At 68.0% G+C, this 26,338-nt stretch carries 25 protein-coding genes; 10 read left to right on the top strand and 15 right to left on the bottom strand.

What is annotated here, in order from left to right; translation table 11 throughout:
• Positions 1–1,413 carry an ATP-binding protein gene (locus AC1MGR_RS06500; RefSeq protein ID WP_108038037.1) on the bottom strand — a complete coding sequence of 471 codons (1,413 nt, stop codon included), beginning with the start codon at positions 1,411–1,413 and terminating at the stop codon, positions 1–3.
• Positions 1,414–1,435: 22 nt separating this feature from the next.
• Positions 1,436–2,146: a response regulator transcription factor gene (locus tag AC1MGR_RS06495; protein WP_108038039.1), complete on the bottom strand. Its 711-nt coding sequence runs from the start codon at positions 2,144–2,146 to the stop codon at positions 1,436–1,438.
• A gap of 525 nt (positions 2,147–2,671) precedes the next feature.
• Between AC1MGR_RS06495 and AC1MGR_RS06490 the strand changes: the two genes are divergently transcribed.
• On the top strand, positions 2,672–4,051 hold the full coding sequence (locus tag AC1MGR_RS06490) for a carbohydrate porin (protein WP_480234732.1): 1,380 nt from the start codon (positions 2,672–2,674) through the stop codon (positions 4,049–4,051).
• A gap of 56 nt (positions 4,052–4,107) precedes the next feature.
• Positions 4,108–6,249 (top strand): methyl-accepting chemotaxis protein, encoded by a 2,142-nt coding sequence (locus AC1MGR_RS06485; RefSeq protein WP_480234036.1) that lies wholly within the window; start codon positions 4,108–4,110, stop codon positions 6,247–6,249.
• Positions 6,250–6,359: 110 nt separating this feature from the next.
• On the opposite strand, the gene AC1MGR_RS06480 is transcribed toward AC1MGR_RS06485, so the two are convergent.
• A complete protein-coding gene (locus tag AC1MGR_RS06480) occupies positions 6,360–6,896 on the bottom strand; it encodes a DUF2244 domain-containing protein (protein WP_480234035.1) in 537 nt (178 codons plus the stop codon).
• A gap of 20 nt (positions 6,897–6,916) precedes the next feature.
• On the opposite strand from AC1MGR_RS06480, the gene nth reads away from it, so the two are divergent.
• Together nth and purC are read left to right on the top strand one after the other, a co-directional pair.
• Positions 6,917–7,651, top strand: coding sequence for an endonuclease III (nth, locus tag AC1MGR_RS06475; protein ID WP_108039220.1), 735 nt, complete (start codon positions 6,917–6,919; stop codon positions 7,649–7,651).
• 348 nt (positions 7,652–7,999) lie between these two features.
• Positions 8,000–8,794 (top strand): phosphoribosylaminoimidazolesuccinocarboxamide synthase, encoded by a 795-nt coding sequence (purC, locus tag AC1MGR_RS06470; RefSeq protein WP_055955211.1) that lies wholly within the window; start codon positions 8,000–8,002, stop codon positions 8,792–8,794.
• A 449-nt stretch (positions 8,795–9,243) separates the two neighbouring features.
• Here the strand turns inward: purC and AC1MGR_RS06465 are convergent, their stop codons facing one another.
• From AC1MGR_RS06465 to AC1MGR_RS06450, 4 genes are all read right to left on the bottom strand, one after another.
• Complete coding sequence (locus tag AC1MGR_RS06465) at positions 9,244–10,911, bottom strand: glycosyltransferase family 2 protein (RefSeq protein ID WP_480234034.1); 1,668 nt, start codon at positions 10,909–10,911, stop codon at positions 9,244–9,246.
• Positions 10,904–12,817 carry a glycosyltransferase gene (locus AC1MGR_RS06460; RefSeq protein WP_480234033.1) on the bottom strand — a complete coding sequence of 638 codons (1,914 nt, stop codon included), beginning with the start codon at positions 12,815–12,817 and terminating at the stop codon, positions 10,904–10,906. Before AC1MGR_RS06460 ends, AC1MGR_RS06465 begins: the two co-directional genes overlap by 8 nt.
• Positions 12,818–12,950: 133 nt before the next feature.
• Positions 12,951–13,616 (bottom strand): hypothetical protein, encoded by a 666-nt coding sequence (locus tag AC1MGR_RS06455; protein WP_480234032.1) that lies wholly within the window; start codon positions 13,614–13,616, stop codon positions 12,951–12,953.
• A 55-nt stretch (positions 13,617–13,671) separates the two neighbouring features.
• The gene (locus AC1MGR_RS06450; RefSeq protein WP_108039224.1) at positions 13,672–14,202 is read right to left on the bottom strand and encodes an invasion associated locus B family protein; all 531 of its coding nucleotides are present in this window, start codon (positions 14,200–14,202) and stop codon (positions 13,672–13,674) included.
• Positions 14,203–14,393: 191 nt separating this feature from the next.
• Here AC1MGR_RS06450 and AC1MGR_RS06445 point away from each other — a divergent pair, with 191 nt between their 5' ends.
• Entirely contained in the window at positions 14,394–14,771 is a 378-nt protein-coding gene (locus tag AC1MGR_RS06445; protein ID WP_480234031.1) for a hypothetical protein, read from the top strand.
• A 7-nt stretch (positions 14,772–14,778) separates the two neighbouring features.
• Here the strand turns inward: AC1MGR_RS06445 and AC1MGR_RS06440 are convergent, their stop codons facing one another.
• Together AC1MGR_RS06440 and AC1MGR_RS06435 are read right to left on the bottom strand one after the other, a co-directional pair.
• Positions 14,779–15,513: a M48 family metallopeptidase gene (locus AC1MGR_RS06440; RefSeq protein ID WP_480234030.1), complete on the bottom strand. Its 735-nt coding sequence runs from the start codon at positions 15,511–15,513 to the stop codon at positions 14,779–14,781.
• 56 nt (positions 15,514–15,569) lie between these two features.
• Positions 15,570–16,871, bottom strand: a complete 1,302-nt coding sequence (locus tag AC1MGR_RS06435; protein WP_480234029.1) for a polyhydroxyalkanoate depolymerase — start codon at positions 16,869–16,871, stop codon at positions 15,570–15,572.
• Positions 16,872–17,061: 190 nt separating this feature from the next.
• Between AC1MGR_RS06435 and AC1MGR_RS06430 the strand changes: the two genes are divergently transcribed.
• The 5 genes from AC1MGR_RS06430 (at position 17,062) to purQ (ending at position 20,492) form a co-directional block, all read left to right on the top strand.
• Positions 17,062–18,447: an ActS/PrrB/RegB family redox-sensitive histidine kinase gene (locus AC1MGR_RS06430; RefSeq protein WP_480234028.1), complete on the top strand. Its 1,386-nt coding sequence runs from the start codon at positions 17,062–17,064 to the stop codon at positions 18,445–18,447.
• A 54-nt stretch (positions 18,448–18,501) separates the two neighbouring features.
• On the top strand, positions 18,502–19,104 hold the full coding sequence (locus AC1MGR_RS06425; protein WP_480234027.1) for an ActR/PrrA/RegA family redox response regulator transcription factor: 603 nt from the start codon (positions 18,502–18,504) through the stop codon (positions 19,102–19,104).
• Between the two features lie 148 nt (positions 19,105–19,252).
• Positions 19,253–19,456 carry a hypothetical protein gene (locus AC1MGR_RS06420; protein ID WP_480234026.1) on the top strand — a complete coding sequence of 68 codons (204 nt, stop codon included), beginning with the start codon at positions 19,253–19,255 and terminating at the stop codon, positions 19,454–19,456.
• A 116-nt stretch (positions 19,457–19,572) separates the two neighbouring features.
• Positions 19,573–19,812, top strand: a complete 240-nt coding sequence (gene purS / locus AC1MGR_RS06415) for a phosphoribosylformylglycinamidine synthase subunit PurS (RefSeq protein ID WP_480234025.1) — start codon at positions 19,573–19,575, stop codon at positions 19,810–19,812.
• Positions 19,812–20,492, top strand: coding sequence for a phosphoribosylformylglycinamidine synthase subunit PurQ (gene purQ, locus AC1MGR_RS06410; RefSeq protein WP_480234024.1), 681 nt, complete (start codon positions 19,812–19,814; stop codon positions 20,490–20,492). The genes purS and purQ overlap by 1 nt, the downstream gene beginning before the upstream one ends.
• 131 nt (positions 20,493–20,623) lie before the next feature.
• Here purQ and AC1MGR_RS06405 read toward each other — a convergent pair whose 3' ends face one another.
• The 6 genes from AC1MGR_RS06405 to AC1MGR_RS06380 form a co-directional block, all read right to left on the bottom strand.
• A complete protein-coding gene (locus tag AC1MGR_RS06405) occupies positions 20,624–21,169 on the bottom strand; it encodes an adenine phosphoribosyltransferase (RefSeq protein WP_056216903.1) in 546 nt (181 codons plus the stop codon).
• A gap of 50 nt (positions 21,170–21,219) precedes the next feature.
• Positions 21,220–22,014 carry an inositol monophosphatase family protein gene (locus tag AC1MGR_RS06400; protein ID WP_055955245.1) on the bottom strand — a complete coding sequence of 265 codons (795 nt, stop codon included), beginning with the start codon at positions 22,012–22,014 and terminating at the stop codon, positions 21,220–21,222.
• A 119-nt stretch (positions 22,015–22,133) separates the two neighbouring features.
• Positions 22,134–23,129 (bottom strand): tetratricopeptide repeat protein, encoded by a 996-nt coding sequence (locus AC1MGR_RS06395; RefSeq protein ID WP_480234023.1) that lies wholly within the window; start codon positions 23,127–23,129, stop codon positions 22,134–22,136.
• 26 nt (positions 23,130–23,155) lie between these two features.
• Complete coding sequence (locus AC1MGR_RS06390; protein ID WP_480234022.1) at positions 23,156–23,818, bottom strand: thiamine phosphate synthase; 663 nt, start codon at positions 23,816–23,818, stop codon at positions 23,156–23,158.
• Between the two features lie 19 nt (positions 23,819–23,837).
• On the bottom strand, positions 23,838–24,911 hold the full coding sequence (fba, locus tag AC1MGR_RS06385) for a class II fructose-bisphosphate aldolase (protein ID WP_480234021.1): 1,074 nt from the start codon (positions 24,909–24,911) through the stop codon (positions 23,838–23,840).
• Positions 24,912–25,109: 198 nt separating this feature from the next.
• Positions 25,110–26,312, bottom strand: coding sequence for a phosphoglycerate kinase (locus tag AC1MGR_RS06380; protein ID WP_480234020.1), 1,203 nt, complete (start codon positions 26,310–26,312; stop codon positions 25,110–25,112).
• Positions 26,313–26,338: the final 26 nt, after the last annotated feature.

Raw genomic sequence — 26,338 nt, 5'->3', positions numbered from 1 at the left:
CTACCCTCCCGTCGGATCTCCGGCCGGCAGGGTTATCACGACGGCGAGCCCGGGGGCATGGTCTTCCAGCGCCAGCGTGCCCTGGTGCAGGCGCACCACCGCGTTGACGAGGCTCAGGCCCAGGCCGAAGCCCGGCCGCGAGCGCGCCTCCTCCAGCCGGACGAAGCGGTCGAGCACCCGGCCGCGGGCCTCGCTGGGGATGCCCGGGCCGGAATCGGCGACGCCGAGGCGCACGGTGTCGCCGACCCGCGCCGCGCTGAGGCGGATCTCGCCGCTGGGCCCGCCATACTTCACCGCGTTGTCGACGAGGTTGGCGAGCGCCTGCCCGATCAGCTCGCGGCTGCCGCGCAGGGTCAGGGGCGCGCCCGCGGTCTCCACGTGCAGCGCCAGGCCCTGCTCGGAGGCCAAGGGCTCGTAGAGCTCGGCCACAGCCTGCACCACGGCGGCGACGTCGAAGGTCTGGAAGTCCTCGCGGGCGTTCACGCCCTCCAGCCGGGCGATCATCAGGAGCGCGTTAAAGATCCGGATCAGCCCGTCGCTCTCCTCGATCACCCCCTCCATCGCCGCCCGCAGGGCGTCCGGCGTCTCGGCCGTGCGCAGGGCCTCCTCGGCCCGGTTGCGCAGGCGGGTCAGGGGCGTCTTGAGGTCGTGGGCGATGTTGTCGGAGACGTCGCGCAGGCCGCGCATCAGCTCGCCGATCCGCTCCAGCATGGCGTTGAGGTTGCGCGCCAGCCGGTCGAGCTCGTCGCCGGTCCCCGCCACGGCGAGGCGTCCGTCGAGGTCGCCCGCCATGATCCGGCGGGTTGTCTCCGTCATGGCGTCGACGCGCTTCAGCACCCGGCTGGCGATGAACCAGGCGCCGATGACCCCGAGGAGCACCACCAGCCCCACCGACGAGCCGAAGGTCCGGCCGATCACCACGCGCAGGCGGTCGCGCTCGGCCACGTCGCGGCCGACCAGGAGCCGGAAGCCCCCCGGAAGGACGAAGATCTGCATGATCGCCCGGTGCTCGAGGTCGCGTGCACCGCCGATGCGGGCGTAGTTGGCCTCGGTCTGGCCGGGATCGACGATGAGCCCGGTAGGCAGGGCGTCGATGTTGCCGACGAGGCGCTCGCCGGCCGCGTTGGTGACGAGGTAGAGCGAGGCCCCGGGCTCGCCCGCCCGCCGCTCCACCGCGGAGATCAGCCGCCTTAGGCCGCCGACCTTGTACTGCTCGGACAGGCCGTTGATCTCGGCCTCGATGGTGGAGACCATCTGGTCGTCCAGGGCCCGGCTGGCGTTCCAGGCCACGTAGCCGAGCGCCAGCAGGGCGAAGGTGGCGAAGACCACCAGGTAGGCGAAGGACAGCTTGAAGGCCGTCGTGCGGAACAGGTTGCCGAGGCGCCCGGCCGGGGCGTCGTCGAGGTTCGTCACGTCCGGGATCTCGTGCCGCGCGTCACGCCGAGGGTCCCGGGGCGCGCGCCTCGTCGACGCGCAGCACGTAGCCGGTGCCGCGCACGGTGTGGATGATCGGGTGCTCGAAATCCTTGTCCACCTTCGCGCGCAGGCGCGAGACGTGGACGTCGATGACGTTGGTCTGCGGGTCGAAATGATAGTCCCAGACGTGCTCCAGCAGCATCGTCCGGGTCACGACCTGCCCGGCATGGCGCATCAGGTACTCGAGCAGGCGGAATTCGCGCGGCTGCAGCACGATCTCGTGCCCCGCCCGGGTGACGCGGTGGGACAGGCGGTCGAGCTCGAGGTCGCCGACCCGGTAGGCGGTCGCCTCCGCGGCCGCGCCCGGCCCGGCCCGGCGGCGGGCCAGCACCTCGGCCCGGGCGAGCAGCTCGGAGAAGGCGTAGGGCTTGGGCAGGTAGTCGTCGCCCCCGGCCCGCAGGCCCTTCACCCGGTCGTCCACCTGGCCGAGGGCCGAGAGGATCAGCACCGGCGTGGTCACGCCCTGCTCGCGGAGCGAGCGGATCAGCGACAGGCCGTCGAGCTTGGGCAGCATGCGGTCGACGATGAGCACGTCGTAGTCGCCCTCCTGGGCCAGGGCGTAGCCGTCGAGGCCGTCGGATGCCTGATCCGGCACGTGCCCGGCCTCGCGAAAAGCCTTGACCAGGTAAGCGACCGCCTCGCGGTCGTCCTCGATGATGAGCAGACGCATGGGACGGAGTGATAGGGGCTCGCCCGCGTCTCGGAAACCGACTTGTCCGGGAATACCCATGCCGCGTTCCTCGATGCCGGATCGTCGGTCGAACGCTAGGTGCGGGTCCGTTGCGCGATGCTGGCGGGGGCATGACAATTTGGTCATGTCGGCGCAGTCGCCCCGCCGACACCGGTGGCGCTCCCCTCGGATCGATGCCCCGGGGCGCCCGATCGACCGCCCGCGAAACAAGACCCATTATAGCTCAATTTAGCGGTCCTTTTCCGCCTGTTCTCCCGCAATCCGTATCTGAGTTTTTCAATCTTACGACGCCTATAGTCGGTTTGTTTCCCAATACCGGAACACATAACGTTCACTTTAACAATGTTTTAACCGTTATGTTCTAGAAGCAAAAGTACAGATTTCAAACTCGATTGCCGATAATCCGCGCTGCATTCAGGGCGAAGGGAAGATCTCGTGAACGTCAGACAGTTTTCCGCAGTCCTAGCCTGCGCCTTGACCTGGTCCGTGACGGCCACCGCGCAGGTGCGGAGCGACGTCGCCGGGGATCGACCGGCCCGTACCCGCTCGCCCCGAGCGGACGGCCAGGACATCACGGGGGCCCAGAGCGCGGCGGGCGCCGCGGACACCCTCGGCCAGAGCGCCACCCCCGCCACCCTGCCCCCCGGCGTGTTCGACCTCGGCCACGGCCTCAGCCTCAGCGCCAACTACACCGGTCAGGCCGCCGCCAACCCCATCGGCGGCATCCGCCAGGGTAGCGCCTATGCCGGGCAGCTGTTCTTCGGCATCGACGCCGACCTCGACCGCATCGCCGGCCTCGCCGGCGGCGCCCTCCACGTCGCCGTCACCAACCGCCACGGCGACAACCTCGCGGGCGACTTCATCGGCAACAACACCTCCGTCCAGGAAATCTACGGCGGGGGCCAGACCACCCGCCTCACCCTGCTCAGCTACGAGCAGAAGCTCCTCGACGACCGCCTCGTGGTCGAGTTCGGCCGCCTCGTGGCCAACATCGCCTTCCTCAACTCGCCGATCTACTGCAACTTCCAGTCCAATTCCGCCTGCGGAAACCCGACCTTCGTCTTCAAGACCTCGAACTTCACCTTCTGGCCCGTCGCCAGCTGGGGCGCCCACGCCAAGGCCTGGCTCACCGACCGAATCTTCGTCCATGCCGGCGTCTACGAGGTCAATCCCCGCCACCAGCAGCCCGGCGACAACGGCCTCGACTTCTCCACCCGCGGCGCCACCGGCGCGATCCTGCCCGTCGGGCTCGGCTACTCCACCACCTTCGCCAACGATCCCCTGCCCCGCAACTACGGCATCGGCGGATGGTACGACGCCTCCGACTACGCCGACCCCGTCCGTGACCTCACCGGCCAGCGCGCCGTCCTCACCGGCCTCGCCCCCGCCACCCGCTTCGGACGCTCGGGCGTCTATGCCCGCTTCGACCAGATGGTCTGGCGCCCCGATCCCGCCGCCATCCAGGGCCTGACCCTCTTCGGCGTCGCCATGGCGGGCACCTCCGGGCGCCTCGTCGAGGACTACTTCCTCGAGATCGGCGCCCTCCAGACCGGCACCTTCCCGGGCCGCCCCTTCGACACCCTCGGCTTCGTCGTCAACACCCAGCGCTTCTCGCCCCTGGCCCTGTCCAACATCAGCGCCGTCCAGGCCAGCCTCGGCCTCGGCCGCCCCCTGCCCCGCCAGCAGATCATGATGGAGCTCAACTACGGCATCCAGGTCACCCCCGCCGTCCGCCTCATCCCCAACCTCCAGTACATCGTCAACCCCGACCAGACCCGCTTTCCCGCCTACACCAGGAACATCCCCGACGCCCTCGTCGTCGGCGCGAAGCTCTCCGTCGACCTCTTCACCCTCGCCGGCCTCGCAACCGGGCCGGGGCTCTGAGCCGACAGCCCCGCGCCTCGCCTCCCTCGCACGCCCGTATCCTGGAGACACACTTGATGCGCCCGGTTCCCGTACCGTCGACGTCCGGACATTCACCGACAGGTTTCGTCATCTCCATCCGCCTCCTCGCGATCGGCGTGATCGTGATGATCAGCGCCATCGCGGCGATGATGAGCTCCAGCAAGGTCCTCTCGTCCTGGGACGAACTCCGGCTGTTCAATCGGGTCGAACTCTACGCCAGGGTGGAGGACGCCATGCTGACTATGCAGAAGGGCCTCCTCTCGGAACGGGCCGACAGCCCCAACGTGCTGTCGCTGCAGGGACAGGAATTCGAGAGCGCGCGGCGGTCGGTCAACGAGAACCGCCGCACGGTCGATGCCGGCTTCGCGCACGCCGTCGCCGTCGCGGCCGCCCTCGACGATCCGGAGCGCGCCCGGCTCTTCCAGCGCGTCGCGGACAACATGGAGGCCCTCCGGAAGACCCGGAAGGCCCTGGACGAGGCCTACGACGCGCCGAAGGCGGCACGCGATCCCGCCGTCGGGCGGAGCATGCTCACCGTCGGCCAGACCCTGATGTCCTCGATCGATGCGCTGTCGCGCCTGCTCGATCGGGACATCGGCGACTCGAACGCCCTGGCGGCGCAGCTCTCGACCGTGAAGCAGCTGGCCTGGCAGACGCGCGGCATCGGCGGCTCCGTCTGGGAGGTCGCCCACATCCCCTATACCGGCGGACCGTCGCTTACCCCGGCGCAGAAGGACAGGATCGTCTTCATCCAGGGCCAGACGAAGTCCTACTGGGACCGGGTCAAGCTGATCGCCGAGTCCTACGCGTTGCCGGAGAGCACCGCCAAGGCGATCGCGACCGCCGACACCGCTTATTTCGGGGACGCCTTCGGGGCCGTCCAGCAGAAGATCCTCGGCGCGCTGCACAACGACCGGATGCCCGAGATGGCCTTCTCGGCCTGGCTGGAAACACTCATCCCGGCGATCAACTCGGTGGCCGATGTCTCGAGCCTCGCGATGAATGCCGTGGTCACGGTCGCCCAGGAGCAGGTCCGGCAGGCCTTCGCCACCTTCGTGCTGAACACCGGCATCCTCGCCGGCGTCCTGGCCCTGATCGGTGCCGGCTTCTGGATCCTGCAGCGGCGGCTCTTCGGTCCGATCGAGGTGATCACCGAGACGCTCACGCGGATCTCCACCGGCGACCTGAGCGCCGAGATCGCCTACCGGACGCGCCGGGACGAGATCGGCCGGATGGCGGCCGCCATCCAGGTCTTCGAGGATCAGATGAGCCGGAACGCGACCCTCGAACGGGAAGCGCTCTCGCACCGGGAGGCGGCCGCGCGGGAGCGCCGGAACGCCGTGATCGCCCTCGCGGATTCCTTCGAGACCGCCGTGGGCGGCATCGTCTCCATGGTCTCGGCCTCGGCGACGGAACTGCAGGCCACCGCGCAGACGATGACGACGACGGCCACGGAGACGGCCGCGCAATCCGCCACGGTGGCCGCCGCGGCGAAGGAAGCCGCCACGAACGTCAACACGGTGGCGGCGGCGGCGGAAGAGCTGGGCTCCTCCGTGGTCGAGATCGGACGGCAGGTCAGCGGGTCGGCCGAGCTCGCCGAGAGCGCCGTGGCCGAGGCGGCGCAGACGGCCGCCCTGGTGCAGGAGCTGAGCGAGGCCGCCGGCCGGATCGGCGATGTCGTGGCGATGATCGCCACCATCGCCAGCCAGACCAACCTCCTGGCCCTGAACGCGACCATCGAGGCGGCGCGCGCCGGCGAGGCCGGCCGGGGCTTCGCGGTGGTCGCCGCCGAGGTCAAGGAGCTCGCCAACCAGACCGGCAAGGCGACGGCGGAGATCGGCCAGCAGATCGCGCAGATCCAGGGGGCGACGGCCCAGGCCGTCTCCGCCATCGGCGGGATCGGCACCCGAATCCGGGAGATCAGCGACGTCGCCACCAGCATCGCCGCGGCGGTCGAGCAGCAGGGCGCCGCCACCCAGGAGATCGTTCGAAACGTGGCGCAGGCCTCCACCGGCACGATCGAGGTCACGACGAACATCTCGGGCGTGGCCCAGGCGGCGGACGAGACCGGTGCGGCGGCCAGCCAGGTGCTGGGCGCGGCCTCCGAGCTCTCGCACCAGTCCGAGCACCTGAACGCGGAGGTCGTTCGCTTCGTCGCCTCCGTCAGGGCCGCCTAGGGCCGGCGATGCGGGCCGCGCCGATCCGCCCGCAACATCATGGCGTGCGGGGTGTCGGGCGGGCCGGAGTCTTTTCCCCGATGTGGGGCGCAGCGCCGATCCGCCCCGGATCAGTAGCCCTTCTTCACCTGCGCCAGGGCGCGGGTCAGGCCGTCGGCGATCACCTCGCGCTCGGGAGGCGAGGCGTCGCGGGCCACCACCACGAATTCCCGGCGGGATTCGAGGGTGAGGGTCTGCATCCCGTACTCGTCGTCCTCCACCCGGGTGAGCTTGGTCCAGAGCGGGTTGAAGCGCCATTCCCGGCGCTCGCCGCGATGGGTCACCCGGGCGAGCATCACCTCGATCGGAGTGATGACCACCTCCTCGAACGAGCGACCGCGCCGGAAGCTCGCCTTCAGCGCCACGTAGAGGGCGATCATGTCGAGGCCGAAGAAGCCCGCCACCGGCCAGAACCCGGCCCGGACGCAGGCGACCGAGGTGACGAGGGAGACGGCGCAGCAGCCGATCATCACGTTGCGGAAGCCGTCGGGCCCCAGGGACTGGTGCGGCCGGATGGTGGCCTGGAAGACAGGCCGGTCCATGCTGTCGGGATCGAGGCCGTCCGGATGCCGGCCGATCGGAGGGACGTGGTCATTGCCGCTCGCCATACGGGGAATATAACGCAGGGATGCCCAACCGACAGCCGACCCGCCCCCGGAAATCGCCGATCTCCGCGCGCCTCGCCGCGCCGATCGTCGCAGCCGCGCCCGCCACGCCCGAGCCCGTCGGGCCGGAGGCGGTCTCGGAGATCTTCGCCCGCCTGAGCGCGGCCAATCCGGAACCGCGCGCCGAGCTCGAATTCCAGAACCCCTTCACGCTCCTGGTTGCGGTGGTGCTCTCGGCACAGGCCACCGACCGCAGCGTCAACCTCGCCACCGCGCCGCTCTTCGCCATCGCCGACACGCCGGCGGCGATGCTGGCCCTCGGCGAGGCGCGGGTGCGCGACTTCATCCGCACCATCGGCCTGTTCAACACCAAGGCGAAGAACGTGATCGCCCTGTCGCGCATCCTGGTGGAGGAGCATGGCGGCGAAGTGCCCCGCACCCGCGAGGCCCTGGAGGTGCTGCCCGGGGTCGGCACCAAGACCGCGAGCGTGGTCCGCAACGTCGCCTTCGGCGAGGAGACCATCGCGGTCGACACCCACATCTTCCGGGTCTCCAACCGGATCCCGCTGGTGGTCGCCCCCACCACCGACAAGGTCCAGGCCGGGCTCGAGGCCCGCGTGCCCGCGCCCTACCGGCTCAACGCCCATCACTGGCTGATCCTGTTCGGCCGCTACATCTGCAAGGCGCGCAAGCCCGAATGCTATCGCTGCCCCATCGCCGACCTCTGCCGCTTTCCGGCCAAGACCCCTTCCCCGTGATCCGCCGGCCCCCTGATCCGCCCACTCCGGGACCGGCGCCCGCCGGTTCGAAAAAACCGGGCTTGCACGGGGCTCGGGTCCGGCCCACCTCCCCCTGAGGCATCGGTCCCCTTGCGGCCTCCCTCGCCGCCCCCCTTGCCTCCATTCCGTTCACCGCTTTATCACCGGTGTCCTCCCAGGGCGGCATGGGTCCCATCCGGCCAGCGCGTTGTGCTGCCAGCCGCCTTCGGGTAGTTTGCGCCACGGTCGCGGAGGCTTTCGACGTACGACGTGTCTCTCGGCCCGGCCCCACCCACAGGCCGCCACGCCGCGGATTCCGCATCGTTCGCTCGCAAGGAGTCACGGCCCATGGACTTCCTCAAACCACGGTACACGCCTATGAACCGCCGCCGTCGCATCTACGAGGGCAAGGCGAAGGTCCTCTACGAGGGTCCGGAGCCGGGAACGCTCATCCAGCACTTCAAGGATGATGCCACCGCCTTCAACGCGCAGAAGCATGATGTCATCGACGGCAAGGGCGTGCTGAACAACCGGATCTCCGAGTTCGTCTTCCAGCACCTCAACGACATCGGCGTGCCCACGCACTTCATCCGCCGCCTGAACATGCGCGAGCAGCTGATCCGCGAAGTCGAGATCATCCCGCTCGAGGTGGTGGTGCGCAACGTTGCCGCCGGCTCGCTCGCCACCCGCCTCGGCCTGGAGGAAGGCACGCAGCTGCCGCGCTCGATCATCGAGTTCTACTACAAGAACGACGCGCTCAACGACCCGATGGTGTCGGAAGAGCACATCACGGCCTTCGGCTGGGCGACGCCCCAGGAGATCGACGACATCATGGCCCTGGCCATCCGGGTCAACGACTTCCTGTCCGGCCTCTTCCTCGGCGTCGGCATCCGCCTCGTCGACTTCAAGATCGAGACCGGCCGCCTCTGGGAAGGCGACATGATGCGCATCGTCGTCGCCGACGAGATCTCCCCGGATTCCTGCCGCCTCTGGGACATCAAGTCGTCGGACAAGCTCGACAAGGACCGCTTCCGCAAGGATCTCGGCGGCCTGATCGAGGCCTACACCGAGGTCGCCAAGCGCCTCGGCATCATGTCCGAGAACGAGAAGGTCCAGACGGGCGGCCCGCGCCTCGTCCAGTAAGGAGCCGTCCGGGTCCGCGGGCCTCTCCGGCCCGCGCCGGCTGGTTTTTAACGACAGCGGCTCCCGAATGCGGGGCGTTCGTACTTTGTAACGCGCCGTCATTCCGGGGCGCCGTCGGCGAGCCCGGAATCCAGAGCCGCTGACGGCGTCATGTCTGGCACCCCTTGCGTGTCTGGATCCTGGGCTCCGCTGCGCGGCCCCAGGCTGACGCGTTGCTGCGCGCGATACGCTCTCGATTCGTCAGCGAAAACAACGACTCCTGAACGCGAGGTCGTGGGCTCCCGGCACCACTCCGCCATTTCGGGGCGCCGCAGGCGAGCCCGAAATCCAGAACCGCTGACGGCGTCAGATCCGGCACCCCTTGCGTGCCCGGATCCTGGGCTCCGCCGCGCAGCCCCAAGATGACGGGGTGCTGCGCGTAGGTCCTCGAATCCCGCAGCCCACACGCTTTACCGCAGATCCACCGCGCCCGCCTCCGGCCAGCACGGGCGCAGGCGGGCATAGGTGCCGAGATCGGGGTCGAAGCCCGGGTGGTAATGCGGGTCCTGCGCCAGTAGCAATCCCCATCGGTCCCGGAAGGCCGCGACTTCGCGCGCGTGGCGTGCCCAAGCCTCCGGCGTCCAGCGCCGGCTCGACGCCTCGTCGTGGCGCAGCACGGCGCCCGGGACGAACAGGGTGCGGTAGCCGGCGGCGTTCAGGCGCAGGCAGAGGTCGACGTCGTTGAAATCGACCGCGAAGGCCGCCGCGTCGAAGCCCCCGACCGCCGCGAACTTGTGCGCCTCCACCACGAGGCAGGCGGCCGTGACCGCCGCGACCTCGCGGGTCGCCCGCAGGCCGCCGAGGTAGCCCGGCGCATCCCCGGGGAAGAACCGGTGCGCGTGGGTGACGAGGCCACCCGGCCCGAGGAGCACGCCGCCGTGCTGGATGCGGCCCCGGCCGTCGAGGAGCTTGGCACCGACCGCGCCCACATCCGGCCGCAGGGCCTGTCGCACCAGCCGCTCCAGCCAGTCCGGATGGAGCGCCGTGACGTCGTTGTTGACGAAGGCCAGGACTTGACCCCGCGCCGCGGCGGCGGCCCGGTTGTTCATGCCGGCGAAGTCGAAGGGGCCGGGACAGGGCACGATGCGGGCGATGCCGGCCGCCTCCAGCGCCCGGAAATACGCCAGAGTCTCGGGGGCGCGACTGTCGTTGTCGCAGATCAGGATCTCGCGCTCCGGCCAGTCGGTGCACTCGATCAAGCTGGTGAGGCAGGTCCGCAGGAGATCGACCCGGTCGCGGGTCGGCACGATGAGGCTGACGCGGGGCGGCGTCTCCGGCAGCGGGTGCGCCAGGGTGAGCACGCCGTCCGCCTCCACGTGGATCGCGACGGTATGGTCGCCCCGGCGGTCGAGGGCCCGGCGCAGGATGGTGGCCCGGGCCTCCGGGTCCTCCGGACCGTCCGCGACCGCGTCGCTGCGTGAGAGGAGGCGCGGCAGGTGCCCGATCGCGCCGCGCCCGAACCGCTCCGCCACCCGCAGGGTGAGGTCGAAGGCATCGGTGGCCGGCTCCGCCCCCTCGGTGACGGCCGCGAGGGCCGAGGCCCGGACCGCCAGCACGGGACCGCCATAGGCCACCGCCTCCGCGTAATCGGGGTCGAAGGCCGGGCGCAGCAGCGGCATCGCCGGCCCGACCTCCGGCCCCAGCAGCGCGTCCCCGTAAGCGAGCTGATGCGCCGGGCTCCGCGCGAAGGCCGCGGCGAGGTGCGCGGCGGCGCCCGGCAGAAGATTGTGCCCCGGCGCCGTGAGGACGAAGAGGTCGGCGCCGGAGGGCCGGTCGCTCCCCAGATCCGCGAAGGACCGCACCGCGACGGCGCCGTGCGGCCCCGACGCGCCCTCGGACGTTCCCAGCAGGCGAGCTTGCGCCGCCGGGCCGCACAGGAGGCCCGCATGGTCGAGACCGAACAGGGCGGCCGCGGCCTGGCCGGCGCGGACGCGCTTGCCCGCCAGCCGCGCCCACAGGATCGCGATCCCCTCCCCCCGATGCCGGAGAAGGAGCGCGGCGGCGCGTCCCCAGCGCCGCCAGACCGGGCTCCGGGCCGCGCCCGCGAAGGCGAGCGCCGGGTCGGGCCTCCTATTCAAGGTCTTCCCCGAACGTCGTCAGCGACAGGGCTGGATGGTAGTAGGGATCGTGCCGGATGATGTCGCGCCAGCGCTCCACGAACCGGTCGGCCTCCTGTTCGAAGCGCAGCCGCGCCGCGCCGACGGCGGGTCCGCGGCTGGTCGATTCGAGGTGGGCCATCACGGCGCGCGGCGTCCAGATCGTCCGGTAGCCCGCCGCCGCGAGGCGCAGGCAGACATCGACGTCGTTGAAGTCCACCGCGAAGGCGTCCGCATCGAGGCCGCCGACCGCGTCGAACTTGGCCCGCTCGACGGCGAGGCACGCCGCGGTGACGGCCGAGACCTCGTGGCCGACCCGCATCCGGCCGAGCATCCCGGAGGTGTCGGCCGGCCGCCGGCGCAGGATGTGCCCGGCCCGGCCTCCGAGCCCCACCACCACGCCGGCATGCTGCAGGGTGCCGTCGGCGTAGAGGAGCTTCGCCCCCACCGCGCCGATCTCCGGTCGGCAGGCCTGCCGCACCAGGGCGGTGAGCCAATCCTCGCGCAGCACCGCGACGTCGTTGTTGAGGAGGACCAATACCCCGCCCCGCGATCCGGCCACCCCGGCATTGATCATCGCGGAGAAATTGAACGGCCCCGGATAGGACAGAATCCGGACCCGCGGATCCCGCCGCAGGGTCTCGTAATGGGCGAGCACCGCCGGATCGGTCGACCCGTTGTCGACGATGACCAGCTCGATCGCCGGGTAGTCGGTCCCGTTGAGCACCCCGTCGGCCGCGACCCGGATCAGCTCCAGGCGATCCCGCGACGGGATGATGACGCTGGCCAGCGGCGGCGGCTCCGGCAGGGCCCAGAGCAGGTCGAACCCGGTGGGGTTCGCCTCGACCCGTGCCGGACAGCGGATCTCGGCGAGGTGTGCCCGGAGAATCGCCGCGTGACGCTCGGCCGAATCCGGCGGCGGGGGTGCAACGCGCGCGAGAACGCGCGGAACATGCGCGACCTCGTCGCGACCCACATGGTATACCGCGGCCAGTCCGAGGCGGGTCGCGAACCCGTCCGGCGCCCCGAGCGGGATGGCCTTCAGGCGCGCGAGCAGGCCCCCGGCATAGAGGGTCGGCGTGCCGGCATAGGCCGTGACCAGCGCCAGGTCCGGACTCCAGTCCGGCTTGAGCGCCGGCGTCGGGTCAGGGCCGTCGACCCGGGCGTCCGCGTAGACCATCTGTGGTCGGTCGGGCTCCGCCAGGGCGCGGACCAGGATCGCCAGGGCGTCCGGGTCGAGTTCGTCGCCCGGGGCAAGCACCCCCAACACGCTGTCATCGTTGACGAAATTTCCGAGACAGTCTGAGGCCGGCCAGAGGCGCTGCGCGATGCGCGCATCATCCGTCGGGACGGCCACACCTGCCTCCGACCATGCCACGACGAGGCGCCAGGCTGCGTCGCGCTGGGCCCTGAGGCTCGCGATCGTCGCCGTGACCCGCTCCGCGTCCGCCGGCCCGGCCGGCATCACCAGCCGGACCGTAGGTCCGTCCGGCACCGGGCCCGCGTCGGCGCGGGTCCGCCCGCGCGCCCATTCCGCGAAATCCGCGATCGGTGTCACGCCGCAGCTGCCCCGAAGGATGTCGCGCGTGCGCCGCTCGTTTCGTCTAAGTCGCTGATAGAATGCGGAAATCGCCCGCAGCGGTCGCCTGCGCAGACATTCGGCGAAGACACTCGCCTCCGAGCGCAGACCGACCCGTTCGAGCACGAAGCCGCTGCGTTCGTCGATGGCGAGGTCGATCGCGGCGCCGTCCGGCGGCACGTATCCGAGCCAGATCGCCGCCCCCTGGCCCGCTCCCGGCAGGACGAACACCTCCCGCCGGCCGTCGTCCCGGGTCAGGCGCAGCAGCGGCCGCAGCGGTCGCGCAACCGGATTTCCTCGATAGATCAAGACGATCCAGCGACCACGCCCGTTCTCGCCGAGGCGAAGCCGGCTTTCGAAGAGAGGATCATCCGTCGTATCGAGCGAGAAGGCGACGGAGCGTCCGGATGCGGTCAGGACATCACCTGCGCAGGCTCGCCGCTCACTCGGCCGCGCCCGTCGCGGGCGCCGCCACCCGATCCTCCGACGAGGCAGCCACCGCGGGCTTCCTCGATTTCCGGGGCGCCGCCTTCTGAGGCGCCGCTCCGAGACGCACCTCGATATCGTAGTCGCGAGCCATCGCCGCCGGAACGACCAGATTGTCCTCGACGAAGGAGAACAGGCCCTGCGCAGCCCCCGCCGGCACCGTGACCGATACCCGGTGGACGCGCGACAGCACGACCTTGTCGCCGGCCTTGATGCTGATCGAGACCGGCGCATCGAAGCGACCCGGCTTCCCGACCGGTCCCAGCAGGACCTGACCCTCGACGCCGACCTTCACCGACACGGAGCCGTCCTGAAGCTTGGCGCATTCCCGGGCCAGACGCCCGATCGTGACCTGATGCCGGAGGCTGCCGCTGTCTCCGGCCCGTCCTCCATAGCTCTGGATCGCCGCGCCGCCCTCCGGCACCGCCACCGTGGGGCAATAGGGCGGATCGCTGTCGTCCGGCTGCGACGGCGGCACCGAGGTCCCGCCGTATTTCAGCATGTTCGTGAAGAAGTTGCCCTCCTCCGCGGAGGTCGCGTCGATCCTGACGCCGCTCGCCGCGAGGGTCGCCGCCAGGAGGAGCCAAAACCGCTGCCGGCCCTTCATCGTGCTGAGATACATGCCGAGATCTCGCTCTCTTCGCACCGTCCGTCTCATCCGCGTGCCACCTGGGTCGTCACTTGAGGCTGTCGAAGCCTTGGGCGAATCCCTTCATAGACAGGGGAATGCCGACGCCCTCCTCCGGGGTCTGGAACACGATGAAGGTGGCCTGCGCCCCACCGCTGAACTGCTTGATCAAGCCGTCGTCCATCACGACCTCGGCGACACAGCCCGTTGTCAGGCACCGGACGAACCCGGCGCGGCCCACGTCGGTCTTGTCGATCTTCAGGCCGAGGCCGGACGGCAGCAGGACACCGAGCGGCGCGACCACGCGCAGGAGGTAGCCGCGGTTGTCGGCCGTCTTCAGGACGATGACGACCAGCGTGAGATTCGGCCGATCCTCCGCGGCGAGGTATTGCACCAGGGCACATTGTTCGGCCTTGGCGCCAGCCGGTGTCTCGCACCGCAACTGCCAATCGCCGAACGTGTTGCGAACCATCCCCTGGGCGGCAGCGCCCTCGGGCCCGAAGCCGGCGAGCAGGATTCCTGCACCGAGCAGGCCTACCGCGACGCCCCGGGCGACCAGGCCGCGTGCAAGCTGCACCATTCCTCGAAACCCCACGCGTCGACCCTTTCACATGGCCCGCCGCCCCGCGAACCGTTAACGGAAAACACGGGTGTTCCGACCATGCTGGGCCATCGAATGTCAAGCGAAGGCCGGCTCGCGGGAACCGACTATCGCGCCGCGCGTACAGCCTCTAGTGCTGACAGCCACGCTTGCCGACAACGGACCGATCCATGCGACTGCGCGCCCCCCTCTTCCTTGCCACCCTCGCCCTCGCCGGTCCGGCCGTCGCCGAACCGCTCCCCGTGGGCGAGACGACCTATGTCGAGCGCTCCCTGAACCGCGATGGCCCCCTCGTGATCGAGCACCGCCCGGTGGCACGCACGCCCGGTGGACGCCGCGGCGGAAGCTCGGCCGAGATCGCGGGCTTCTGCCGCGATGGTGGCATCATCCGCCGGCGGGACGAGTTCGGCCAGCCGGTGATCCTGCGCCAGCGGGAAGTCTGCGACAGTGTCGCGCCGCGCACCCTGAATCCGGGGGATATGGATCCCCGTCCGACTTGGCCGGCCGAGCAGGTGGTTCGCAACCGGGCCCTGCGCGTTCGAGGCTGAGACGGTCTCAGCCGTAGCGATGAAGGGTGGCGCCGTTGCGCTTCAGCCAGCGTTCCGCTTCGTCCATATGCGGGCAGAGCGACCCGACGAGGGTCCAGAAACGTGCCGAGTGGTTCATCTCGCGGAGGTGCCCCATCTCGTGCGCCACGAGATAATCGAGCACCATCGGTGGCGCTAGGATGAGCCGCCAGGAGAAATTCAGCTCGCCGCGCACCGTGCAGGAGCCCCAGCGGCTTCGCGTGTCCCGCAAGGTGATGCGTGTCGGCCCCTGCCCCAGCTTCTCGGTGTAATGCGCAACCGCCTCGGTCAGGTCGCGCCGGGCTTCCCGCTGCAGGAAGTCCGTGATTCTCCGCGCGATGTGCGGCGCGTCGCACGCAACCGAGAGAACGGGCTCCTCGGCGAGCGTCTCGAGGCGGGTAAGTCCGCTGCGACGATCGCGATGTAGGACTCTGTGAGGCACTCCTCGGATCGGTAGAACGGCGTCCGCCGCGAACAGCACGCGTTCGGGCATGCGCGCGAGCCGAGCCGCGATCCATCCGCCGTGGCTCATGGCGAAGGTCCGGGCGACGCCAATCGAGGTGCGCGTCGGAAGCGTCATGACGACTTCGCCGGTGGCACTCGAAACCCGCAGGGTGAGACGGCGTGCAGTCGGCCGGCGACGCAGCAGGACGCGAAGGGTCTCACCCTCGTGCAGGATGTCGAGGTGATCCGGGTCCGCCCCGCGCAGCAATGCCAATCGCATCCGGCCAGCTTAACCGCTGTCGGGCACCTTCGCCATCGGCCCGAGTGCCCCCATCCTCAGGCCGGCGCTCCGGACAGGTCGAGTTCCGGCTGGTGGGTGATCGACTCTCCTCCTCGTTCGGAAGCACCCATCTGGCGGATGAAGGCAGCGATCCGGGGGGCGATGATGGTGCGATAGCGCGACCCGTTGAACACGCCGTAATGGCCGACACCTTGTTGCAGATGATAGGCTTTTCGCTCCGCCGGGAGGTTCGGCGTGAGATCCAGGGCAGCCTGAGTCTGGCCAACTCCGGAGATGTCGTCGTTCTCGCCCTCGATGGCGAGAATGGCACACTCTCGGACTGCGCCGAGGTCGACGCGGGCGCCGCGATGGATCATCGATCCCTTCGGCAGGGCGTGATCGACGAAGACCGTCTTCACCGTCTGCAGGTAGAACTCGGCCGTCAGATCCATCACCGCGAGATACTCGTCGTAGAACTCGCGATGCTTCTCCGCCGAATCGCCATCACCCGTCACGAGATGGTCGAACATCTCGGCGTGCGCGTTGACGTGGCGGTCCAGGTTCATCGCCATGAAGCCCGAGAGCTGGAAGAAACCGGGATAGACGCTGCGCCAGACCCCCGGATAGCCGGCTGGCACGGTGGTGATGCAGTTGCGCTCAAACCAAGCCGTCCCACGCTCCTGCGCCACGCAATTCACGGCGGTCGGTGAACGCCTTGTGTCGATCGGACCACCCATCAGCGTCATCGAGCGCGGCACCGGTGTGTAGCCTTGCGCCTCCATCACGGCGACAGCCGCCAGGACCGGCACCGCCGGCTGGCACACGGCCATGACGTGGAGCTCCGGTCCGAGGTCTCGGAACATGTCGATGAGGTAGTCGATGTAGGAATCCAGGTCGAACCGTCCGGCTCCGATCGGCACCATGCGTGCGTCGACCCAGTCGGTGATGAAAACCTGGTGGTCGGGCAACATGGCCTCAACGGTGCCGCGCAGGAGCGTAGCGTAGTGGCCCGACATCGGCGCGACGATCAGGAGCTTCGGCTGTGGCGCAGCAGGACCGCGTACGAAGCTTCGATCGAAGGTGATCACCCGGCAGAAGGGCCGCTCCCAGACCACCCGTTCGCTGACCGGGACACTCGTTCCGTCAACTGTGAGGCTCTCGAAGCCGAAGGAGGGCTTGCCGTAGCGCCGTGTCACCCGCTCGAACATCTCGCAGGCGGCCGCCATCGAGCGGGCATAGGGCGAGTAGGCCAGCGGGTTGGCTGGGTTCTGCAGACTGTGCCGAGCAACGTCGGCGACGAGCCGCGCCGGCGTCGTCATCAGTCGGGTGGCCTCGTACCAAAGATAGGACAAGTTCACGGACCACTCCCCCATTTCGCAGGCGTCGCTTCGCCGCGTTGCCCGCGCGTTGCGCCGTCTGCACGGCGTACCGCGGCGATCTCAACGGATTCGATCCGTTCGATTTAGTGCAAAAGCGATGTCGACAAGAGCGGATGCCCGAACCCAGAGGGATAGACGCGAGACAGCCGAGCCCTATCGTTCCCTCGACATGATCGACATGAGCACCAACGGCTTCGTCCGCGACGCACGGCACCTGCGTCTCGACACCTTCGTGCGCCTGCGATGGCTCGCGATCACCGGACAAAGTGCGGCGGTGGTCGGGGCGCAATTCGGCCTGGGCCTGCCACTGCCGTTCGGCTGGTGCTTCCTCGTCATCGCCACCTCGTCTTGGCTGAATCTGGCGCTGCGGATTCGTTTTCCCGCGAGCTACCGCCTGAGCGACGATTCCGCGGCCCTCCTCCTCGCCTTCGACATCATTCAGCTCGCCGCGCTGCTGTTTCTCACCGGCGGTTTGCAGAACCCCTTCTCGCTTCTGTTCCTCGCGCCCGTGCTGATCTCGGCCACCGCTCTTCCGCCCGAGCGGACCCTAGCATTGGGCCTCCTGGCGATCGGCCTCGCGACCCTGCTCGCCCTCGTACACCGGCCACTGCCGTGGTTTGCCGACGGACGGCTGGAACTGCCCTTCCTGTACATCTCGGGCATCTGGACCGCGATCCTGCTCGGGACCGCCTTCACCGGTGTGTACGCCTGGAAAGTCGCGGAGGAGACGCGTCAGCTGGCGCAGGCATTGGCCGCCACGGAATTGGTGCTGGCTCGAGAACAGCACCTGTCGCAGCTCGACGGGCTCGCTGCCGCCGCCGCGCACGAACTTGGGACGCCACTCGGCACCATCATGGTGGTGACCAAGGAGCTGACCCGCCAATTGGCCATGACCGCCAGCCCTTCCGTACGGGAGGACTTGGCCCTCTTGCGCGATCAGGTCGATCGTTGCCGCGGGATTCTATCGAAGTTGACGTCGCTCGATAGCGACGAGGCCGGCTTCCTGCAAACGGTCTGCCTCAGCCATCTCGTGGAGGAGCTCGTTGAGCCTCAGCGGGCCATGGGCATCTTCCTCGACGTCTCGAACCAGGGAGACGGCCCAGAACCGTCCTGCCGACGCAATCCGGGCGTGATGTTCGGCCTAGCCAACATCGTCGACAACGCCGTCGACTTCGCCACCGAGCGGGTCATCATCGAGGCGCGCTGGACCCTCGAGCGGGTTTGGCTGGAGATCCGGGACGACGGTCCGGGTTTCTCAAGCGAAGTCTTGCTCCGGGCCGGTGAACCCTACGTGACGACCCGAAGTCCGGATCGCTCCCGCAGCCCAGACAGCACCGGCGCTGGTCTCGGCCTGGGACTGTTCATCGCCAAGACACTGATCGAACGCTCTGGCGCTCAGCTCACGTTGTCGAACGTTTCCCAGCACGAGGCGACAGGCGCCGTAGTCCGGGTCAGCTGGGCGCGACATATCTTCGAGCGAGGCGCCCTGACAGTCGATCATGCGCAATTCAGTAGTGGGCAACCCCTGACGGAAACGGGTGCGACACCTATATGAGCATCAGAGCAGAACCCTGTCGAAGATGTTTCTTGAACTACGGAGGAGCGTCGGATGCTGACGCAGACTGGAACAACGGCGCCGAGTGCCGATATCGCTCAGCTTGCCGACAATGATCCCCTGGCCGCTTTCCAAGATCGTTCGTTGCTGATCGTTGATGACGACAAGCCGTTCTCGACCCGGCTGGCGCGTGCCATGGAGATGCGTGGCTACGAGGTGCAGGTCGCCGAGAGCGTCGCCGAGGGCGTATCGATGGTCGATGTCCGGCCGCCGGCCTTCGCTGTCATCGACATGCGGCTTGGCGACGGTAATGGACTTGACGTGATCGCTCGTCTGAAAGAGCGGCGGCCGGACGCACGGGGTGTGATTCTCACCGGCTACGGCAACATCGCGACGGCGGTCACGGCTGTGAAACTCGGTGCGTTCGACTACTTGGCCAAGCCGGCGGACGCAGACGAGATTCACGGGACGCTCATGGCGCAGCCGGGCGAACGGGCCGATCCGCCCGAGAACCCGATGTCGGCAGACCGGGTGCGCTGGGAACATATCCAGCGTGTCTACGAGCTCTGCGGACGGAATGTGTCCGAAACCGCGCGTCGTCTGAATATGCACCGCCGTACGCTTCAGCGCATCCTGGCCAAGCGCGCGCCGCGCTGAAGCTAGTGGCTGATATGAGGGCGACGTTGCGCGACCGGTCCGGTTCGCGCTACGTCGCCCCCACGATGTTGCGCCGGGTCTCGCGCGCGATGCCGGCAGTGGGGGCGACATTTCTGTGATTACGCGCAATCTCATTACGATTCTGAGCATGATGGTTCTGGTCGGTACAGAGGTGTTCGCCGTTGCCATCGCAGCCGGCTGGGCCTTGGCCGGATTGTTCGACCTCGGCGATACGGTGGGGCATGTGCTGATGGCACTCTTCAGCCTCTTCGCTGCCTGGGTGATGCTGCAGCTCTGGCGGCGCGCGACGAGCATCGAGCCGTTGCGGGGCCCCGACCCCACCACGCGCTGACCAGGAAACCAGAGGTTCGACGTCGACACGCGGCCCCTCCGGGGCCGTTTCGCGTTGCCTGACCGGCATTTCCCGATTATCGGCAGGGTAACCCGACACCAGACGAGTTCGAACCCATGAAAGCACGCATCATCGTCACCCTGAAGACCGGCGTGCTGGACCCGCAGGGCAAGGCGATCGAAGCGGCCCTGACGTCGTTCGGCCTGTCCGGCATCGACGGCGTGCGCCAGGGAAAGGTCTTCGACGTCGAGATCGCTGTGGAGGACCGTGCAGCCGCAGAGGCAACGCTGAAAAGTGCCTGCGAGAAGCTACTTGCCAACACCGTTGTCGAGAACTACGCCATCGAGATCGCCTGATGCGCGCCGCGATCATCATTTTCCCGGGCTCCAACCGCGATGCGGACGTGGCCCGTGCCCTGACCCAATCGGGTGCCGAGGTCGTCAAGGTCTGGCATGCGGATACCGCGCTGCCGGCTGGGACCGATCTGGCGGTTCTGCCAGGCGGATTTTCATACGGCGATTACCTTCGTTGCGGCGCCATTGCTGGCCGGGCAGCGGCGATGGATGCCGTTCGTGCGCACGCCGCGCGGGGTGGCTTGGTGCTCGGCATCTGCAACGGTTTCCAGATCCTGTGCGAGTCCGGCCTGCTGCCCGGCGTCCTGATGCGGAACGTGGACCGGCGCTTCATCTGCCATCGCCAGTTGCTCCGGGTGGAGCGTGCCGACACCCGTTTCACCTCGGCCTATACGAAAAATCAGATCATCGACGTCTGCGTGGCCCATGGGGAAGGCAACTATTTCGCGGACCAAGACACCATCGCACGCCTCGAAGGCGATGGCCGGGTGGCGTTCCGCTACTCGGACGCGGCCGGAAACCTCACGGTGGACGCGAATCGCAATGGCTCGCTGAATTCGATTGCAGGCATCTACTCCGAGAACCTCAATGTTCTCGGCCTGATGCCCCACCCCGAGAACTTCGTGGAGGACCTCGTCGGCGGGACCGATGGCCGCGGCCTGTTTACAAGCCTAGCGGCGTAGCCCCCGCCTGATGCTTTTCCTCCGAACGGAGGATTTTAACCAGCGGCCGAAGATCGGACGAGCGAATGAGGCTTAGAAGCCATCGGCCCTCTATCATCGCCTGCGTAGAGGGGTGAGGGTCGAGAGGCGTTTCAGTGGCCGTCGAATTCCATCAAGGTCCGGACCGGGACATCGAGGTCGCGCAGCTTCTGCGCGCCACCGATCTCGGGCAGGTCGATCACGAAGCAGGCGGCCACTACTTCGGCACCGATCCGGCGCAGCAGGTTCACCGCTGCGCAAGCCGTGCCGCCCGTCGCGATCAGGTCATCCACCAGAAGCACCCGGTCGCCCGGCTTGATGGCATCGACATGGATTTCCATTTCGTCGGTGCCGTACTCAAGGGCGTAGGCGATCGACACCGTCGTGTGTGGAAGCTTGCCCTTCTTCCGAATCGGAACGAAGCCGGACGAAAGCTGGTGTGCCACTGCGCCGCCGAGGATGAAGCCGCGCGCCTCGATGCCCGCCACCTGATCGATGCGTCCCCCCGCATACGGATGTACCAGCGCGTCGACTGCCCGGCGGAACGCGCGGGGATCACTGAGGAGGGTGGTGATGTCGCGAAACACGATGCCGGGCTTCGGGTAGTCCGGGATGGACCGGATCGAATCCTTCAACGCGATGTGGCGGCGGGTTTCCATGGGGGAGACCTTGTCGAAGAGAGTAGAGATGAAGACGAGCGGGGCGCCCCTCAGGCGTTGGCGCGGCGCAGGAGCTTCACGAGCTCGCCGTGCAGGATCTCGTTGCCGCAGGCGACGGACCGTGCCGCCAGTGGTTCGGCGCCGCCATCGGCGCTGGTGACGAAGCCGCCGGCCTCACGCACAAGAATAATCCCCGCAGCAATGTCCCAGGTCTGCAGATCGCGCTCCCAGTACAGATCCGAGCGGCCGCAGGCGACATAGGCGAGATCGAGGGCAGCCGAACCGAAGCGGCGGGCACCTCCGGTCACGGCCATCACGGCGGCGACTTCCCGAAGGAGCTTCGGATGATCGCCGCGACCGAGATAGGGGGAGCCGTAGGCGACCAGGGCATCGGCCATGTCGGTACGCCCGGAGACCCGCAGGCGACGGTTGTTGAGATAGGCGCCCTTCCCCCGCTCGGCCACGAACAGCTCATCCTTGGCCGGATCGTAGATCACGCCGGCAACGATCTGGCCTTCACGCTCCAATCCGACGGAGATCGCGAAATGCGGGATGCCGTGAAGGAAGTTGGTAGTCCCGTCGAGGGGGTCGACGTGCCAAGTGTGGCTCTTGTCCGCGCCCTCGACGTTGCCGGATTCTTCCAAGATGAGCCCGTAGCCCGGACGCGCCTTCATCAGCGCATCCTTCAGAACTTCTTCAGCCTTGCGGTCCGCGGCTGAGACGAAGTTTCCAGGTCCTTTGCGAGAGACCTGCAGGTTCTCGATCTCGCCATAGTCGCGCTTGAGACCGCGGGCCGCCTTGCGTACGGCGTCGACCATGACGGTCATGAGAGGTGAGCTGATCATCGATCTTCAGGTCCAGGCCGATTCAAAGAACGTCGGTTCACGTAACTTTCGGCGCGGCCATAGCACGTTTGCATCCAGGTGCGCCCCTTTCCAGTGCGGGTCTGCCCCCCGGGTCGCCGCTAATTGACCTTCGCGCGATCCGCGGCCAGGGCCTCGGCGCGCTTGCGCTCGGCGGGCTCCAGGCTCTTCAGGTTCTCGTCGAGCCAAGCGTCGGACAAACCTTGTGCGGATGCCGCAAGATTCCAGGCCGCTGCCTCGACGAGATTCTTCTGAACACCGCGCCCAACCACGAACAGCCGCGCGATTCGATTCTGGGCGATAGCATTGCCGCGGGCGGCGGCATGCTGGAAGTAGCGCGCCGCACGAGTTTCGTCTTTCGGCAACCCAGTGCCATTGAACAGAAGAATGGCGAACTCGACCTCGCCGGCCAGATCTCCGTTGTCCGCCGCGCGCCGGAACCATTCAGCCGCTTGGGTCGGATCCTTCTGCACTCCGCGCCCCTGCAGATAGAGGACGCCAAGATCATGTTGAGCCGCGCCGATCTCGCCGTCGGCCGCTTTGCGAAAAAGACTGGCCGCGCGAGCCTGGTCCGGCTCGGTGCCGGTTCCGAGGAGGATCAAAGCGAGATTGTAGGCCGCCGTCGTGTCGCCGTTATCGGCAGCCTTCTCGAGCCATTGCCGGCCAGCCTTCATGTCCTTGGCGCCACCCCGTCCGTCGATGGACATCAGGCCGAGCGACGCCATCGCATGCACATCGCCCTGGGCCGCCGCGAGGCGGTACCATTCCGCCGCCTTGACCGGGTCCTGCTTGATGCCGAGGCCCTGGTTGTAGAGTTCACCCAGCAGCGTCATCGCCGCCGCGTCTTTCGGATCGGTTGCGATCCGTTTCGTCGCCTCGCGAAACGCGGTGGTGTACTGTCCGCGCTGATAGGCACCAAAAGCCGCGTCGGCCGGTTTGTCGCTGGGCTTCGCCGTGAAGGGAACCGCCCGCATGGCGTTCGGCGAGTAGGGTGTCGGCAATTCCTTCAGCGGCGCGGAGAAGACTTCACGCGTCGCCGGCTTGGCGGCTTCCGGCGACAGGGACGACGCAGCTTGAACGTCGGACAGGCCGAGCATCAAAGCCATCAGGCCTGATGCCACCCTCACGCGGCCGTCTCCCCGGCGGCACGAATCTGTGCCTGGATACCGGCGACGTCGGCGTTCTGGCCGATCCAAAGGGCGCTCTCCAGGCCGAGAAACTCCGCGCCGGTGGTCAGGAGTGAACCGATCTGGTCGACGGCATGGGCGACGGCGATGCAGGGTGTCTCGAAGATCTCGGTCCACCAGCCGGCGCGATTCAGAACCGTCTCTGGGTCGGGAGCCATCCCATCGGCGTAGAGGCCGCCGAACATGACATAGTCGACGCCAGCCTCACCGGCCTCCATCGCAGCGTGCTTTTGCTCCTGGCTGCCGGCACCCAGAATCCGTCCATCGGACAAGCGCTCGCGCAGGGCACGCAGGTCGCCCTCCCGCGCCTTGTCGAGGTGAACGCCATCGGCGCCACCACGAGCGGATACGCTGACGAGGTCGCCATCGAAATGGTTGCAGGCGACGACGACGGCAGCGCCGGCCTCCTGCGCCACCGGTGCCAGACGCTTGACCAGATTGACCAAGCTGCGCTCGTCGGCCGGGGCCAGTCTCAGGATGACGGCCGCGACGTCACCAGCCGCACAGGCGGCCGTGATTGCGGCGCCGAGTGCGTCGGCGTCACCGGCCTCGACCCGGTGGGGGCTGAGCAGGGCGAGGCGGGTCCGAGGTTCCGACATACGGGGTCCTTCCGGCGCCTCAGCCGGCTGCGTCGATCTTAGGATCGAGAGAGCCGTTGGCGTAGCGCTTGGCCATGGTAGCCACGGAAACCGGGCGGATCTTGGAGCCTTGACCGGCAGTCCCGAACTCCTCGAACCGCTGCTTACAAAGCTTCGTCATCGCCTCCATGGCGGGCTTCAGGTACTTGCGCGGATCGAATTCGGCCTTGTTCTCAGCCAGGATCTTCCGGATCTGGCCCGTCATCGCCATCCGGTTGTCGGTATCGATGTTGATCTTGCGCACACCGTGCTTGATCCCGCGCCGGATTTCCTCGACGGGCACGCCCCAGGTCGGCTTCATCTCGCCGCCGTATTGGTTGATGATGTCCTGCAGGTCCTGCGGCACCGACGAAGAACCGTGCATCACGAGGTGGGTCGTGGGCAGGCGGCGGTGGATCTCCTCGATCACGTTCATCGCCAGCACGTCGCCGTCGGGCTTGCGGGTGAACTTGTACGCCCCGTGCGAGGTGCCCATGGCAACAGCGAGCGCGTCGACTTTGGTGGCCTCGACGAACTTCACAGCCTCGTCGGGATCGGTGAGGAGTTGGTCATGGCTGAGCACGCCCTCGGCACCATGGCCGTCCTCGGCCTCACCCTGGCCGCTCTCCAGAGAGCCGAGCACGCCGAGTTCCCCCTCCACCGAGACGCCGGCCCAGTGGGCCATCCTGGTGACGTTACGGGTGATCTCGACGTTGTAGTTGTAGTCGGCCGGGGTCTTCCCGTCGGCCTTCAGAGACCCATCCATCATCACCGAGGTAAAGCCGTACTGGATCGCCGTGGCGCAGGTGGCCTCGTCGCTGCCGTGGTCGAGATGCATGCAGACGGGAATGTGGGGATAGATCTCCACGAGGCCGTCGATGAGCTTTGCCAGAACGATGTCGTTGGCATAGGCGCGCGCGCCCTTGCTCGCCTGCAGGATCACCGGAGAGTCAGTCGCATCCGCCGCCGCCATGATGGCGAGGCCCTGCTCCATGTTGTTCAGGTTGAACGCCGGCACGCCGTATTCATGCTCGGCGGCATGGTCCAGGAGCTGCCTCAGGGTGATGCGGGCCATGGGTTTCTCCTCACATACGACCGCCGCCGAGGCGATCCGCCAAACGTCGCGCCAGAAAACGCGATCCTTCCGAATTCGTTCGTCTATTCGGACCTTTGCCGGTCCGTTGCAACTCTCGCGGGACCGCATTCCTGTGGCAACGCGCGATGTCGAAGAACGAAGGCCGCCGGCCCGTAACGCACCGCGTCGCGGACGCGATCAGCTCTTGGCCCTCAGGGCCTCGACACCGGGTAGCTCTTTGCCCTCGAGCCACTCGAGGAAGGCGCCGCCCGCGGTGGACACGTAGGAGAAGGCCTCACCCACGCCCGCGTGGTTGAGCGCCGCGACGGTGTCGCCGCCGCCCGCCACCGAGACGAGCTTGCCGGCCTTGGTCCGCTCGGCCGCGTGCTGGGCGGTCGCCACGGTCGCGGCATCGAACGGTGTCAGCTCGAAAGCGCCCAGCGGGCCGTTCCAGACCAAGGTGGCGGCCTCATCGATGGCCACGTTGATCTCGGCCACCGACGCAGGTCCGGCATCAAGGATCATGCCGGTCTCTGGAACGGCATCGACCGGGACGGTCTCGTGTGCGGCGTTGGCCTTGAACTCGGAGGCCGACACGGCGTCAACGGGCAGGATGATCCGGCACTTGGCTGCCTTGGCCGCCTCGATGATGCGCAGGGCGGTGTCGGCGAGATCCTTCTCGCAGAGCGACTTGCCGACTGCTCTACCCTGCGCGTGCAGAAAGGTGTTGGCCATGCCGCCTCCGATGACCAGCATGTCGACCTTCGCCACAAGGTTCTGGAGAAGATCGATCTTGGAGGAGACCTTGGCGCCGCCGACGAGGGCGATGACCGGACGCGTCGGGGCTTCGAGCCCCTTTGTCAGAGCGTCGAGTTCCGCCTGCATCAGGCGTCCAGCATAAGCTGGCAGAAGATGAGCCAAGCCCTCGGTGGAGGCGTGCGCCCGGTGCGCTGCCGAGAAGGCCTCGTTGACGTAGATGTCGCCGTTGGCTGCGAGTCGCTCAGTGAAGGCCCGGTCGTTCTTTTCCTCGCCGGCGTGGAAGCGGGTGTTCTCGAGGAGGAGGACGTCACCATCCTTCAGCCGCGCAACGGCATCCACCGCAGCCGGTCCCACGCAATCCTCGGCGAAGGCCACGGAACGGCCGAGCCTCTGGCTCAGCGTCTCGATCACCGGCTTCAACGACTCCGACGCCACGGGCTTACCCTTCGGGCGCCCGAAATGGGCCAGGAGTACGACGCGGCCGCCCTTGTCGGCGATCTCGTTGATCGTCGGCACGATCCGCTCGATACGGGTGGCGTCGGTGACACGCATACCCTCCATCGGCACGTTCAGGTCCACGCGCAGGAGCACGCGCTTGCCCTGGAGCGGGCCGGCATCGTCAAGGGTGCGAAACGCGGTCATCGGAGCCTTGCTTTAAACGGGCGGGA

The sequence above is a fragment of the Methylobacterium sp. BI1 genome (assembly GCF_056680125.1).
This window is presented reverse-complemented; position numbering and strand designations above follow the sequence as displayed.

Coding starts and splice junctions, on each gene's coding strand:
- AC1MGR_RS06495 (WP_108038039.1), bottom strand. CDS start 2,146: ATGCGTCTGCTCATCATCGAGGACGACCGCGAGGCGGTCGCTTACCTG.
- AC1MGR_RS06485 (WP_480234036.1), top strand. CDS start 4,108: ATGCGCCCGGTTCCCGTACCGTCGACGTCCGGACATTCACCGACAGGT.
- AC1MGR_RS06480 (WP_480234035.1), bottom strand. CDS start 6,896: ATGGCGAGCGGCAATGACCACGTCCCTCCGATCGGCCGGCATCCGGAC.
- nth (WP_108039220.1), top strand. CDS start 6,917: ATGCCCAACCGACAGCCGACCCGCCCCCGGAAATCGCCGATCTCCGCG.
- purC (WP_055955211.1), top strand. CDS start 8,000: ATGGACTTCCTCAAACCACGGTACACGCCTATGAACCGCCGCCGTCGC.
- AC1MGR_RS06455 (WP_480234032.1), bottom strand. CDS start 13,616: ATGTATCTCAGCACGATGAAGGGCCGGCAGCGGTTTTGGCTCCTCCTG.
- AC1MGR_RS06450 (WP_108039224.1), bottom strand. CDS start 14,202: ATGGTGCAGCTTGCACGCGGCCTGGTCGCCCGGGGCGTCGCGGTAGGC.
- AC1MGR_RS06445 (WP_480234031.1), top strand. CDS start 14,394: ATGCGACTGCGCGCCCCCCTCTTCCTTGCCACCCTCGCCCTCGCCGGT.
- AC1MGR_RS06440 (WP_480234030.1), bottom strand. CDS start 15,513: ATGCGATTGGCATTGCTGCGCGGGGCGGACCCGGATCACCTCGACATC.
- AC1MGR_RS06430 (WP_480234028.1), top strand. CDS start 17,062: ATGATCGACATGAGCACCAACGGCTTCGTCCGCGACGCACGGCACCTG.
- AC1MGR_RS06425 (WP_480234027.1), top strand. CDS start 18,502: ATGCTGACGCAGACTGGAACAACGGCGCCGAGTGCCGATATCGCTCAG.
- AC1MGR_RS06420 (WP_480234026.1), top strand. CDS start 19,253: ATGATGGTTCTGGTCGGTACAGAGGTGTTCGCCGTTGCCATCGCAGCC.
- purS (WP_480234025.1), top strand. CDS start 19,573: ATGAAAGCACGCATCATCGTCACCCTGAAGACCGGCGTGCTGGACCCG.
- purQ (WP_480234024.1), top strand. CDS start 19,812: ATGCGCGCCGCGATCATCATTTTCCCGGGCTCCAACCGCGATGCGGAC.
- AC1MGR_RS06405 (WP_056216903.1), bottom strand. CDS start 21,169: ATGGAAACCCGCCGCCACATCGCGTTGAAGGATTCGATCCGGTCCATC.
- AC1MGR_RS06400 (WP_055955245.1), bottom strand. CDS start 22,014: ATGATCAGCTCACCTCTCATGACCGTCATGGTCGACGCCGTACGCAAG.
- AC1MGR_RS06395 (WP_480234023.1), bottom strand. CDS start 23,129: ATGCTCGGCCTGTCCGACGTTCAAGCTGCGTCGTCCCTGTCGCCGGAA.
- AC1MGR_RS06390 (WP_480234022.1), bottom strand. CDS start 23,818: ATGTCGGAACCTCGGACCCGCCTCGCCCTGCTCAGCCCCCACCGGGTC.
- fba (WP_480234021.1), bottom strand. CDS start 24,911: ATGGCCCGCATCACCCTGAGGCAGCTCCTGGACCATGCCGCCGAGCAT.
- AC1MGR_RS06380 (WP_480234020.1), bottom strand. CDS start 26,312: ATGACCGCGTTTCGCACCCTTGACGATGCCGGCCCGCTCCAGGGCAAG.